This window comes from Paraburkholderia sp. BR10937, from assembly GCF_040965695.1.
Lineage (GTDB): Bacteria > Pseudomonadota > Gammaproteobacteria > Burkholderiales > Burkholderiaceae > Paraburkholderia.
Genome location: NZ_JBFRCL010000017.1, coordinates 23081 through 35226 on the forward strand (window position 1 = coordinate 23081; position 12146 = coordinate 35226).

General features: G+C 64.3%; 12 protein-coding genes and 1 pseudogene. 7 read left to right on the top strand and 6 right to left on the bottom strand.

The window, feature by feature from the left end; genetic code table 11:
* Positions 1–21: 21 nt before the first annotated feature.
* Both AB4Y44_RS16015 and AB4Y44_RS16020 read left to right on the top strand, forming a co-directional pair.
* Positions 22–663 carry a hypothetical protein gene (locus AB4Y44_RS16015; protein ID WP_342920032.1) on the top strand — a complete coding sequence of 214 codons (642 nt, stop codon included), beginning with the start codon at positions 22–24 and terminating at the stop codon, positions 661–663.
* Positions 653–949, top strand: a complete 297-nt coding sequence (locus tag AB4Y44_RS16020; protein WP_368700156.1) for a hypothetical protein — start codon at positions 653–655, stop codon at positions 947–949. Before AB4Y44_RS16015 ends, AB4Y44_RS16020 begins: the two co-directional genes overlap by 11 nt.
* Here the strand turns inward: AB4Y44_RS16020 and AB4Y44_RS16025 are convergent, their stop codons facing one another.
* Together AB4Y44_RS16025 and AB4Y44_RS16030 are read right to left on the bottom strand one after the other, a co-directional pair.
* Positions 950–2812: a PAS domain S-box protein gene (locus tag AB4Y44_RS16025; RefSeq protein WP_368700157.1), complete on the bottom strand. Its 1863-nt coding sequence runs from the start codon at positions 2810–2812 to the stop codon at positions 950–952.
* Positions 2812–3933 carry an ABC transporter substrate-binding protein gene (locus AB4Y44_RS16030; RefSeq protein ID WP_368700158.1) on the bottom strand — a complete coding sequence of 374 codons (1122 nt, stop codon included), beginning with the start codon at positions 3931–3933 and terminating at the stop codon, positions 2812–2814. Before AB4Y44_RS16030 ends, AB4Y44_RS16025 begins: the two co-directional genes overlap by 1 nt.
* A 288-nt stretch (positions 3934–4221) precedes the next feature.
* On the opposite strand from AB4Y44_RS16030, the gene AB4Y44_RS16035 reads away from it, so the two are divergent.
* The 3 genes from AB4Y44_RS16035 (at position 4222) to AB4Y44_RS16045 (ending at position 6785) form a co-directional block, all read left to right on the top strand.
* A complete protein-coding gene (locus tag AB4Y44_RS16035) occupies positions 4222–4530 on the top strand; it encodes a hypothetical protein (protein WP_342920036.1) in 309 nt (102 codons plus the stop codon).
* Between the two features lie 136 nt (positions 4531–4666).
* The gene (locus tag AB4Y44_RS16040) at positions 4667–6178 is read left to right on the top strand and encodes an ATP-binding protein (protein ID WP_368700235.1); all 1512 of its coding nucleotides are present in this window, start codon (positions 4667–4669) and stop codon (positions 6176–6178) included.
* Positions 6153–6785 (top strand): response regulator transcription factor, encoded by a 633-nt coding sequence (locus tag AB4Y44_RS16045; RefSeq protein ID WP_069263858.1) that lies wholly within the window; start codon positions 6153–6155, stop codon positions 6783–6785. Before AB4Y44_RS16040 ends, AB4Y44_RS16045 begins: the two co-directional genes overlap by 26 nt.
* Positions 6786–6874: 89 nt before the next feature.
* Here AB4Y44_RS16045 and AB4Y44_RS16050 read toward each other — a convergent pair whose 3' ends face one another.
* Positions 6875–7042: a hypothetical protein gene (locus AB4Y44_RS16050; protein ID WP_342920037.1), complete on the bottom strand. Its 168-nt coding sequence runs from the start codon at positions 7040–7042 to the stop codon at positions 6875–6877.
* A gap of 176 nt (positions 7043–7218) precedes the next feature.
* On the opposite strand from AB4Y44_RS16050, the gene AB4Y44_RS16055 reads away from it, so the two are divergent.
* Entirely contained in the window at positions 7219–7431 is a 213-nt protein-coding gene (locus AB4Y44_RS16055) for a hypothetical protein (protein WP_028203895.1), read from the top strand.
* A gap of 30 nt (positions 7432–7461) precedes the next feature.
* On the opposite strand, the gene AB4Y44_RS16060 is transcribed toward AB4Y44_RS16055, so the two are convergent.
* The 3 genes and pseudogenes from AB4Y44_RS16060 to AB4Y44_RS16070 all read right to left on the bottom strand — a co-directional run bounded on the left by AB4Y44_RS16060 (position 7462) and on the right by AB4Y44_RS16070 (position 9164).
* Complete coding sequence (locus AB4Y44_RS16060) at positions 7462–7587, bottom strand: hypothetical protein (protein WP_342920038.1); 126 nt, start codon at positions 7585–7587, stop codon at positions 7462–7464.
* A gap of 5 nt (positions 7588–7592) precedes the next feature.
* Positions 7593–7991, bottom strand: a pseudogene (locus AB4Y44_RS16065) (sigma 54-interacting transcriptional regulator); the annotation flags it as partial.
* 141 nt (positions 7992–8132) lie between these two features.
* Complete coding sequence (locus tag AB4Y44_RS16070) at positions 8133–9164, bottom strand: helix-turn-helix domain-containing protein (RefSeq protein ID WP_368700159.1); 1032 nt, start codon at positions 9162–9164, stop codon at positions 8133–8135.
* Between the two features lie 397 nt (positions 9165–9561).
* Here AB4Y44_RS16070 and AB4Y44_RS16075 point away from each other — a divergent pair, with 397 nt between their 5' ends.
* Entirely contained in the window at positions 9562–11886 is a 2325-nt protein-coding gene (locus AB4Y44_RS16075) for a beta-glucosidase (protein WP_368700160.1), read from the top strand.
* Positions 11887–12146: the final 260 nt, after the last annotated feature.

Here is a 12146-nt window from a genome sequence, read left to right on the forward strand (position 1 = left end):
GCAGCGCGCAAAGGAGCAGGGGTGAACCGCACGCAGGGACGCTTCGTCGAGCTATGGTCGCGCAGCGGGGGCGGGCGCGCCGAGGCCGTCTATGCCGATCTCGCGCGCCGCTACGGCGAACCGGGGCGGCACTACCACACGCTGCGCCACGTGCGCCGCTGCCTGCGCGATTTCGATCGGGCGCGCGAGGCCATTGCGCATGGCGATCTCGTGGAGCTTGCGCTGTGGTGCCACGACGTGATCTATGTTCCGGGCGCTCAGGACAATGAAGAGCGCAGCGCGCAATGGCTGCGGCGCTGCGCGGACGATCGCATCGCGGCATGCGAGCGCATTTGCGAAGCGATTCTCGCGACCCGGCACGCCCGCGCGCCGGATGAGCTGGACGCGCGCTTCGCGTGCGACATCGATCTCGCCTCGCTCGGCGCGCCGCGGCGCCAGTTTCAGGACAACGGCCTGCGCCTGAGAGCCGAACGCCCGGACCTCGACGACCACGCCTACGCCATGCACGAGCGGCGGATGCTGGAAGCGCTGCTTGCGCGGCCGCGCATCTACCTGACCGATTACTTTCATTCGCACTGCGAGGCGGCGGCGCGCGCCAATCTCGCGTGGCGGCTCGCACAGCCGACGCCGGGCGCCCGGAGCACGCGTGATCATGACGAATAGCAAAGACGTGCTGGACGTGCTCAAGTCACAAGTGGCGGAAACGACCATCAAGATTTCGCATCTCGCGGCGAGGTCGCTCGTCATGCAGAAGTTCATCGAGTTGGCGTTGCCGAAACTGACGCCGGCGCAATGCGGCGAGATCCATGGGTCGCTCAGGCAGGTGCGGGAAGACGTCATGTCGGTCATGGACGACGTCACGCTGCCTGGCGCCTACCACGCCGCGTTTCTCGACAAGACCAACGAGATGCTGCGTGCGCTCGAACAGCGCCAGGCGGATGACGCATGACTAGCGGAGTTCGTTGTCGGCGGGCAGGGCCCGATGGACGCTTTCCGTCGTCTCGTTGAAGACGATGCGCACCGTCGATCCCGGGCCGTCCCGGCTGCCAATATGAAACTGCGCGCCGATCATCCGTGCGCGCTCCTGCATGCCCTGCAGTCCATAAGAATTGCCGCGGATCGCTTTCGCCACGTCGAATCCGTTGCCGTCGTCATGGACCTCGAGTTCGAAATGGTTATGGATGTAGCGCAGGATGACCTCCGCGTGCGAGGCCTGCGCGTGCCGGCTGATGTTGGTGAGCGCCTCCTGGACGATGCGGAACACGGCCGTCGCACGGTCGTCGCTCAATGACGGTTCGCGGCCTTCGAGCTGGAACGTGCAGACCGTTGCGTTGTGTCGGGTGAAGTCCTGAACCAGCCATTCGAGCGCCGAAAAAAGGCCGAAATTCAGCGCGGCCGGCCGCAGATGGCTCGCGACGTTGCGTACGATGTCGATGGTGCGTTCAGCCAGCGCGCCGATATCGCCCACCTTTTGTTGCCACCCGGCGCCCTGGCTCAGCGCGAGCTTGAGCAGGGACACATTGATCTTGATCGCGGTGAGCAACTGGCCCAGTTCGTCGTGGATCGTCATGGCGATCTGGCGCCGCTCTTCTTCGCGAATCGATTCCTGGTGGGACGAAAGCTGGCGCAACTGTTCGCGCGAATGCCGCAGCAACTGCTCGGTTCGCGTGCGTTCGCGCACTTCCTCCTCGAGTTGATCGCGATGGCGGGTCAGTATCTCCATCGCCTGCTTGCGGCCCGAAATATCGGTCAACTGTCCTTCGAGGCATTGGGGGCCCGCGCCGTCGTAGCGTATGCCGCGGGCGTTGAGCTGACACCAGACCGCGCTGCCGTCGGCGCGAGTCAGTTCGATTTCCAGGCCGGCGATCTTGCCGGTCAGTTGCAGCATCGCGAAGAGTTGAGCCGTCTTCCCGCTGGAGAACGGCTGTGGCGGAGCGAGAACGGTGCCCGCGTCGTTGCCTCGCGCCGTCATCATGCCCCGAACGTCGCGATAGCCGAGCAACTGGGCCATCGCGGGATTGGCGTCGCAGAGCTTGCCGTGGCGATCGAGGACGAAGAATCCTTCGAGTGAGTTTTCGATGATGCTGCGGTACTTGCGCTCGCTCTCCCTGAGCGATGCCGTCGAGTCGCGCAGCCGCTCCGCCATCACGTTGACGCGCGCGGCGAGCCGGCCCAACTCGACACTGGATTCGATCGCGCAGCGGCTGTCCAGATCGCCGGACGCGATGCGGTCGACCATTTCCTCCAGGCGCCGGATCGGCTCGCGCACGAGGTGTTTGATGAGTAGAAAGGTCGTGACGTACACCACGGCAAGCACGAGCGCGAGGGTTCCCAGCACGGCCGCGCGCGCGGCCTCGAAACCGCGGTCGGCGGCGGCCCTCGTCAGGACCACGCGGACCTCGCCGATCTTTTCGGGCGGCGCGTTACCGGGTGGCGTGAATTCTATCGGCCGCACGCGGACCACGCGCGCCTGCGGGTCGGGCAGCGGCGCGTTGCTCGCGTCGGCGAGCACACCATAGTTGGTCGCGGTCACGGTGAAGCTCACCACCTCCGGATTCGGTTTGAGCACATTCAGTTGCCGCGCAATCGCGTCGCGATCGACATTCCAGAGCGGCTGCGCGAGCGACTGGCCGAGGAGATCGGCAATGCGGTTCGCGCGTTCGTCGAGTTCCGCGATCCGGCGTTCGCGTGCATGCTCGAGCAGGAAGAAAGCCGACGTGCCCGCCACCAGCGTGCAGAGCACCAGCAGCGAGAGCATGAGCTGCGCGTGCAGGCTGCGTGGGAAGCGCGCACGCAAAAAGGTTTGCAGCATCACGCGGCCTTTGAAGCGGAATTGAGCAGGGTGTCGAGATCGAACGTGTAGGCGCCGGCATGCCGGCTTTGCACGCGCGAGAAGCCGCTGAAGTCGGGGGTGGTGCGGCCTTGAAAGGCAATCTCGGCGTAACGCCTGGCGTCGCTGCTGTCGAGCACCTTCAGGTAGTCGAGCCGCTGACGCGGTCCGCCCACTTGCGCAAAGTCCGCGCCGTAATGGTAGTCGTGAATGAGGACCATCGCGCAGGCGCCGATGAACTGGTCGCCGGCAACGATCGCGGCCAGCTCGCCGCGCATGACCGAAGCCACGGCTTCGGGCAGCGCCCCGAGCCCGCCGACGATGGTGGACAGATGCCGTTCCTGCACCGCAATCAGTGCGCCAAGCGTCATCATATCGTTGGCAGCCCAAAGGATATTGGCGTCCGGATAGCGTGAGAGCAGCACGCGCGCCTTGTCGCGGCCGTCGGAAAAGCTCCAGTCGCCATAGACGAGCTGATCGATGCGGTCCTGCGGCCGGCGCGCCAGCGCGGCCTGCACGCCCGCGGCGCGCTCCGCCGAAACCGGCGTGGCCGGGTCGCCGGTAATGCCGATCACGCGGGCGGGCCCGCTGCCGTTCAAACGAATCAGGTAGTCCATGAGCCGGAAGCTGCCGCGCCCGGCATCGGCGGTGACGGTGCCGATCCAGTTCGCGATCCGGTCGCGCTCGTTGCCGGTCTGGGCGCGCTGGGCTTCGGTCAGATCGTTGTGGATCAACAGCACTTTGGCGGGCGAGCGCGCCAGCGTTTGCAGCATCTGGGGCGCGGCCATCTTTTCGTTGACGATCACCACATAGTCGGGCGCCGCCGCACGCGCCGCCACCGCTTCGGCCTGGCGCAGCATCAGCAGATGATCGCGCTCCGCGTAAAGCACTTCCAGTTGCATGCCGAAGCGTCTGGCAGTCGCGGCCATGAAGCGCGAAACGAGTTGCCAGTGCTGGCCCGTATCGTGTTCCACGCTTTCGCCGGGATTTAAAAATACGACGCTTGCTGGCGGGCGGCTGACCGGCAACGCCATGGCCGCCCGCATCGTTATCAGGCTCGCGCCCATACCGACGCATTGCGCGATCATCTGTCTTCTGTTCATACGAAATCAGCGGATGCCGTGCGCGGCATTGTGTGGAACCGAAGGGGCAGTCGCGCGCAGCATAACGCGACGTAATCTCGCCGACAATCCGCTTTACTTCGGGCGAGGCAGGCAATGCGCGGCGGAGCTTCAAGGGCGCGATTGCCGGTCGAAGTCCGCCATTCAGGATTTCCTGACACGAAATTCAGGATTCCCCGTTACCGTTTGCAGTCGAAGACGACTGCACGCGAAGATTGGCAGGCTCATCATGACGTCAGCAAAATTTCGAAGCTGCAGAGGCGACGCGCGATGATTTCCGAGTGGGGCGACCGTAAGGCGCGCGTGCAGGACGTGAACTCGATCTGCATGCGCCTGTTCGATACGTGGTGCGAATCCCGCAATCTCACGCCGCTGGCTTATCTGATGCACTGCTGGCCGCTGCCGGACAGCCGCGCGGGCGCGATCCGGCGCTTGCAGGAAAGCATGAAAGACTTGCGCCGTAATCATGCCGACAAACTCGATCTGTATGCATTGCGGGCACTTGGCGAACTCGTACGCAGTCTCGACGAACTGATCGACCGTGCGGAAATTTCCGCGAGGCATTCGTTCGCGACGTAGGGCACCTGGAGCATGGAGGGCTAACGGGGCGCGGAATCGGTCTTACCTGCATACGTGATAAAGGGTTGCCGAAGGGCCATGGCTTTGGCGACGAGGACAAAACAAAGTAACCAGGGCCGGAGCAACCGTGGGCAAGATGATTGACTCGCAGGCCGCGACAACGAACGCCTGCACGATTCTGGTCGCAGGTGGTACGCCAAACGAGACCCGTTTGATCGCCGACCACCTCGTATGGGAGGGCTTCGAGGTGCTCGCCGCGAACAGCGGCCTCGAGGTCCTGGAGCGTTCGTGCGTGTCCCAGCCCGAACTGATTCTGCTTGATTCGGAGGCCGCCAGCGTCGGCGCCCTGGCCACCTGCCGCAGCCTCAAGTCGGACGTGCGCACGCGCGACATTCCCGTGGTGCTCATGATGCCGGCAGGCGACTATCGCGACCTGGCCGATGGGCTCAGCGCCGGCGCGGCCGACCATGTGCGCAAGCCCGTGCAGGTCGAGGAGCTGATGGCCAGGGTCCGCACGCACCTCGCGCTGCGTTCGGCCCACCGGCAACTCGCCATGCAGCAGCGCGGCCTCAATGCGTGCGAAACACGTTTTCGCGCGATCGTCGAATCGGGCCCGGTGGCCATGGGCATTACCTCGATGCCCGACGGCCATCTGCTCTATGCCAACGCGCGGTTTCGCGAACTCCTTCGCCTCGATGAAGCGGCGCGCGCGAACGTCAATATCGTCGACTTCTACGTCGACCCGCTGGAGCGCGAAAGACTCGTGCGCTGTCTCGCGGCGCAAGGCAGCTTCGGCGACGCGGAGGTGAAGCTGCGCCGGCCGGACGGCACGCAGTTCTGGGCCATGGCGACGGCACGGCTGTCGAACTACGACGGCGCACCGGCCATTTACGTGGGCCTGCACGATATTTCCGGCCGCAAGCGCGTGGAGGACGAACTCGTGCGCTCGCGCGAGCAGCAGCGGGCTTTGTCGGCCTATCTGGAGGGGATTCGCGAAGACGAGCGCAAGCGCAGCGCGCTGGAGATACAGGACGAACTGGGGCAGTTGCTGACCGCGCTGAAAATGGATGTCTCGCTGTTGCGGATGCGGCTCACCGACGACCCCGAGGCCGTCGGCCGGGCCGACGACATGCGCGAGCTGGTCGAAGGCACGATCTGGATGGTCCGCAACGTGGCGAGCCACCTGCGGCCCGCTGCGCTCAACTTCGGCCTTGTGTCGGCGCTCGAATGGCTGACCAGTCAATGGAGCCGGCACAACGCCATCCCGTGCGAACTGCACGTGGCAAGCGCCGAGCCCGTCTTGTCGGACATGCAGGCCACGGCGCTGTTCCGGATCGTCGAGGCGGCGCTGACGAACGTCGCGCGCCACGCCGCGGCGCAGCGCGTCGAGGTCACGCTCGCCGCGGGGCCCGACTCGCTCGACTTGCGTGTGCGCGACGACGGCCGCGGCTTCGACGTGGCGGCCGCTTATGCCAGCTACGCTTACGGTCTGCTTGGCATGACAGAGCGCGCGAGGCTGATTGGTGGTACGTTGAGCATCGACAGTCAGCCCTGCAAGGACCTGACCATCGGCATTGCGTCGGGCACCACGATTTCGATCCACGTTCCGCTTGAAGACCCCCATGATCAGAATACTCATCGCCGATGACCATGCCATCGTGCGTGGCGGACTCAAGCAGATCCTCGCGACGACTGCCGACATGGTGGTGACGGCGGAGGCCGGGCAGGGTTCGGAGGTGATCGAAAAGCTGAGAACCTGCGAAGTCGACCTCCTGCTGCTGGACATGACGATGCCGGGCATCAGCGGCGTCGATCTGATCCGCCGCGTGCGCGCCGAGGAACCCGCGTTGCCGGTGCTCGTGCTCAGCATCCACAACGAAGCCCAGGTGGCGTCGCGCGCGCTGCGGGCCGGCGCGACAGGCTACGTGACGAAGGACAGCGATCCCGAAGTGCTGCTGGCCGCGATTCGCAAGCTCGCGGACGGCGGGCGCTTCATCGACCCGAAACTCGTCGACGCCATGGTGTTCGAAAAGCATTCGGGCGACGTGCCCCCGCACGAGGTGCTCTCGGACCGCGAGTTCCAGGTGCTGCAGATGCTCGCGTCGGGCAAGAGCATCAACGATATCGCCGATGCGTGCGCGCTCAGCGCCAAGACGATCAGCACGCACAAGATGCGGCTGATGCAAAAGCTCGGGCTCGGCAATAACGCGGAGGTGATCCGCTATGCGATCCGGCATGGCCTGGTCGGCGAGTGACGCACGACCATGCGTGAAGAGAAGGAAATCCTGACAAGCGAACCAGACAATCCCGAGGGAACTATCTACCCGTCCCGATGGCGGCCGGTTTAACGGCTGTCTACGATGATTTCACCTAAAGCGTGGGGGGCGGCGATGGCGGTGCGGCAGTCGTTAGGGGCAGCGGTCGTAAAGTGGCTGAATCCCACCAGCAGGCAGACAGTGCGGGTCGTGACGGTGCATCGTTCGCCGTCCGGGCGGATCGCGAGCGTGTTCATCGAGGCGCAGACAGCGGACGGACCGCGCGCGCTGTTTTTCTTCCGCCATCCCGACCGGGGATGGCAAGTGTTTCCCCCCGAAATCCTGCGTCCTTCGATGGGCGCAGCACGTGTAGCGACAGGAATATAGCGGCAGGCAGGCAGGCAGGCAGGCAGGCCGCGAGCGGAGATTGCGCATGGAAGAGATCGCGCCAGACGAATTGCCGTCACCTTATGAAACGAAGCTGCGCGAGTGGATGAGCCGGTGGTACGACCACGCCATTGCGCAAGGGCTCGTGCGTCCGCCGTTTTTGCTCGACGACGCCAAGGCCGAGCGCCTCGAAGGCTATTTCGCCGCCGGACTGACGCCATCGGAAGGTGCGCAGGCCTTCTTCGGACCTGCGCACTGACCGGCGCCTTCGTCACGGGGTGTCGGGCGCTCATGCGGCCTCGAACTGGTCCAGCAGCGTCGAACTGGGCGCGGCGCGCGAAACCGCTCCGGCCGTTTCGCTGAGAAGAAACGGCTCGAGCGTGTCTTCCTCGATCAGCGGCTTTTCGGCAAGCACGCTGCCCGCAGGAGCCTGGGCTGCAGCGCGAGCGGCAATTCGCCGATTTCGTCGAGCAGCAGCGTGCCTTTGCCGACCTGCTGCAGCAGGTCGGAACGGCTTTCGCCGGCGCCGGTGAACGCGCCTTTGACGTGCCCGAAGAGTTCCGCTTCGACGAGATGCTCGGGAATCGCCCCGCAGTTGACGTCAACGAACGGTTGAACGCGGCGCAGGCTGCGCGTGTGCACGCGGCGTGCGACCAGCTCCTTGCCCGAGCCGGTCGGCCCGATGATGAGCAAGGCGTGATCGGTGGGCTCGACGCGATCGATCATCCTGAGCAGTTGACGAAACGCCGGCGCCTCGCCAATGAACGCGTCGTAGTCCGCTTTTTCTCCGCAAGGGGGAACGAAGGGGAAAGTACTCATTGCCTCGTGGGCTCCAGACTAACGCGTGGCATGTTTTTATGATTGTCCCGGAGTCTGCGATCGGTGACGGCGCATCGATCCCGCCCTCCGCCTTGCGGTTCGGGGGCGGACAGCGCAGGCGCAGTCTGTCCAGTAAGGTCACTAGAACCTGCAGTTTTCGAACTTGTAGCGCGAAGGGGACTTGCCGCTGTTCTCGAGAAAGAAACGCGAGAACGCGGAGGGAGAAGAAAAGCCGAGAAGATCGCTCACCGCGGCAACCGAATAATCGGCCAGCGGCAGCAACCGCCTGGCTTCCTCGAGCCGCGCATGGGACAGGATCGCCTGAAAGTTCGTCCCTTCACCCTGCAGGCGCCGGTGCAGCGTCGAGCGTGAAATGCCAAGGCGGCCGCAGACTTCTTCCATGGGGTTCGCAAATGGCAGGCCGGCATGCGCCTCACGAATCATCTTCGTCACGAAATCTTCGATCCTCGAAGAAAACGAATGGCCGACAACGAAGCGTCGGATATCGGCATCGGCCTGCCCGCAGAGAATGTTTTCGGTTATCTCGTTGTACTTGCAATACGGCAGGTCCGCCGCGCCGGTTTTCATCAGCATGCGGTTGCGGCTTTGCCTGAATTTCACCGTCGCGCCACACAGGTGCGAGAGCTGGGAAACGGGCGCAAACGATTCGCCGGTCAGCTCGATCTGGGTGGGATAGGGCTCGTCGTCGTTGTACTGTTCGGCGAGGCGAACGAGCAGCAGAAAATTATAGAAAGCGCTCGATGAACTTCTGCCCGCGCCGTCCAGCACATATTCGAACTCGAACGTCTGGCCAGCCCGCTTGACCTTCACGGTATCGACGTTTCCGATCAATACCCGGTAGCGCAGAAACTGCTCAAAGGCCTTCGTCAACGTCGGGCTGTTCGTGACGATGGCCAGTAACGTGCTGATAGGTGCGCGAAAGGAATAACTGGAAAAAATTTCGAGCCGCTCCGAGGCCTGGTAGCCCGGCTCCAGCAGATTGAGCATCGCAATGTGCTTGTGTGCGGGGATGCGCCCGTCCGGATGGGCGAGTTCGGCCTCGGTGATGCCGGTGAGGCGCGTGAAATCGTGCGGCGACATGCCGTGTTCGACGGCGGACTTGAGCGAGAGTTGGGCAAGGACGTTTGATACGGTCTTTTGATCGGTCGTCATGGGAGACACCATGGAACGGAGAAACGTCGCCTCGGCTAACCGCTGGTAGCTGGTGACTTTAGCATCCTTGCTGCAATCCTCAAACGGCCCGATGGGGCCGGATATCGAATCCGCATGAACCGCTGCCCGGGCGCCGTGAGCCGGTGCGAAGGCTCGTAAACTGCCTGCAAGGTAGCGACGAAATGGCAGGCGGCGCAGGGCTAAGGCAAACCCTGATGCCGCGACGCAAGGTTAAGTTCCGCGACGGCAAGATAAGCGCAAACGTTTCTCCGGGTGCTATCGTCATCGCGCTGCGTAGGGTAATTCAACATAAAACCAGAAGAAAAATGTAGTCCGATTACGGTCCCGCAATCCTGCGGGTCATCGCTCATGCAATCGGCAAAACTGGAGAGACACCGTGAGGAATACGAAGCAAATAGCGATTGCGGTCGCCGGCGCGCTGTGTGCCGGCTCCGCGGCGTACGCGGATCAAGCCGCCACCAGCAATACATGGGGCGCCAGCCCATTTTCGATTGTGGCGCAGTTCTTTTCCCATGACTCGGGTGCGTCACAGCCGGCCTTCGACTGGAAAGCGAAGGGCGACCAGGCCGACAGGCGCGCGGCCGTGCTGGTCTCGCAACTGACGCTCGACGAAAAAATCCAGCTGGTGCATGGAACGGGCATTCCCACCGTCGGACTCGGTGGCCCGTTTCCTTCGTGGGTGCAGGGCGCCGGGTATATCCCTGGCGTCAGCCGTCTGGGCATTCCGCCGTTGGCCACCGCGGATTCGGCGGGCGGCGTGAACGTGCAGAACGCGCATACCACGGCCTTTCCCGCGCCGATCGGGCTCGCCTCGAGCTGGGACGTGGCGCTCGCAGGGGCCTACGGCGCGCGCATCGCCCGTGAGCTGCGCGTGCTCGGCTATGCGGAAGGACTGGGTGGCGGCGTCAATCTCGCGCGTGAACCGCGCGATGGCCGCACGTTCGAGTACATGGGCGAAGACCCCGTTCTGAGCGGCACGATGAGCGCCGCGCGCACTATCGGAACGCAGTCGCAGAACGTGATCGCAACGGTGAAGCACTACGCGATGAACGACCAGGAAACCAACCGGATGACGAGCAATTCGGTGGTCGACGAAAGGACGATGCGGGAAACGGAGCTGCTCGCCTTCGAGATTGCCGTGCGCGAGGGGCATCCCGGCAACGTGATGTGCTCGTACAACCTGATCAACGGCGTGTATGCCTGCCAGAACCCGGAACTCCTCACGACGATTCTGAAGCAGGAGTGGGGCTTCAAGGGCAAAGTCCAGTCGGACTGGACGGCCAACCACACGACTGTCGCCTCCGCGATGGCGGGTCTCGATGAAGAGCAGCCAGGCGATCTCGGCACGGCAGGGGCGGGCTTCGGCATTCAGTCGTATTTCAGCAGCGCGCTGAAGGCCGCGGTCCAGGCCGGTACCGTTCCGGTCGCCCGCCTCAATGACATGGTCTTTCGCAAGCTGCGCACCATGATTGCCCTTGGCGTCATGGACAACCCGCCCACTCCCGGCGGCTCGGTCGACCGGACGGCAGGCAACCGTGACGCCCTGGCGGTGGCGCACGAATCAATCGTTCTACTGAAGAATGGCCCGGCATCGGGCAGCAACCAGCCGGTCCTTCCGCTCGCCGCCGGCGGCCTGCACTCGATCGTCGTGATCGGCGGCCATGCCGATCTCGGCGTGATGTCCGGAGGCGGGTCGGGAGGCGTGCCCGCGGCAGACGGCAATGCGGTGTCGGGATGCCAGTCCGGCAACCCGCTGCTGTCGAGTTGCGCGACCTGGTACAAGTCCTCGCCGTACAACGCGATCAAGGCCAAGGCGCCTCAGGCCACGGTGACGTACTTCGACGGCACGAACGCCGCCGCCGCGGCTAGCGCGGCCGCCAGTGCCGATGTCGCGATCGTGTTCGCCACGCAATGGGAAAGCGAGGGCACGGATCTGGCGAACCTGTCCTTGCCGGACAGCAAGGCGGACCCGAGCAATCAGCTTTACGACCAGAATGCGCTGATCAACGCGGTGGCTGCGAAGGCCAAACGGGTCATCGTCGTGCTGGAGAACGGCAGTCCCGTTACGATGCCGTGGCTCGGCAGCGTTCACGGCGTCGTGGAAGCGTGGTATCCCGGTGTGCAGGGCGGCCAGGCGATCGCGGACATCCTGTTCGGCGACGTGAATCCGTCCGCGAAGCTGCCGATCACGTTCCCGCGCCAGGAAGCCGATCTGCCGCAGCCGACCATCGACCCCAACAACCTGAACGTCGTCTATAGCGAAGGACTCCTGATGGGATACCGCTGGTACGATGCAAAAAACATCGATCCGCTGTTCCCGTTTGGCTATGGACTTTCCTATACGACGTTCTCGTACTCGGGGCTCAGGACGCATACCGATCAGGGCGGCAACGTGATCGCCTCGTTCACCGTCGCCAACACGGGCTCGCGTGCCGGCGCCGAAGTCGCCCAGGTGTACGCCACGCTGCCGCCGGGTCTGGGCGAGCCGCCGCAGCGCCTGGTGGGATGGACGAAGGTCGCCTTGCGGCCCGGGCAGTCGCAGCAGGTGAGCGTCGTCATCCCGGCACGGCGCCTCGCGACCTGGAACGTGACGAAGCACGCGTGGCAGGTGCATGGCGGAAGCTACGAGATTCGCGCCGCGTCGTCGTCGCGTGATACGAATGCGTTGTCGGCACGCGTTGTCGTTGGCGATATGCACTGAGGTGGCTGCGGCCTGGGCGCAGCGCGCGCCCAGGCCTTGCGGACGAGCCGGAACACCCAGCATCCAGAGAAAATCGGCAGATGCAATAATGTGCCGGCCTGCGGCGCTGCCGATGCGCTGCGGGCTCCTTCATGTGCGAGAGTCGTTGTTGCAGGTCTGCATGCGACAGATGCACCGGAGCGGCGCACGCGCGTCCTCCATTTTCGGCTGCGCGATGCACGCGCGGCGTCAGCACAGACCCGGATGACCGTCTCCGCCAA

Coding starts and splice junctions, on each gene's coding strand:
- AB4Y44_RS16030 (WP_368700158.1), bottom strand. CDS start 3,933: ATGAACAGAAGACAGATGATCGCGCAATGCGTCGGTATGGGCGCGAGC.
- AB4Y44_RS16050 (WP_342920037.1), bottom strand. CDS start 7,042: ATGAACACGCTCGCGATCCGCCCGGACGGCGAACGATGCACCGTCACG.
- AB4Y44_RS16045 (WP_069263858.1), top strand. CDS start 6,153: ATGATCAGAATACTCATCGCCGATGACCATGCCATCGTGCGTGGCGGA.
- AB4Y44_RS16040 (WP_368700235.1), top strand. CDS start 4,667: ATGATTGACTCGCAGGCCGCGACAACGAACGCCTGCACGATTCTGGTC.
- AB4Y44_RS16035 (WP_342920036.1), top strand. CDS start 4,222: ATGATTTCCGAGTGGGGCGACCGTAAGGCGCGCGTGCAGGACGTGAAC.
- AB4Y44_RS16020 (WP_368700156.1), top strand. CDS start 653: ATGACGAATAGCAAAGACGTGCTGGACGTGCTCAAGTCACAAGTGGCG.
- AB4Y44_RS16025 (WP_368700157.1), bottom strand. CDS start 2,812: ATGCTGCAAACCTTTTTGCGTGCGCGCTTCCCACGCAGCCTGCACGCG.
- AB4Y44_RS16070 (WP_368700159.1), bottom strand. CDS start 9,164: ATGACGACCGATCAAAAGACCGTATCAAACGTCCTTGCCCAACTCTCG.
- AB4Y44_RS16055 (WP_028203895.1), top strand. CDS start 7,219: ATGGAAGAGATCGCGCCAGACGAATTGCCGTCACCTTATGAAACGAAG.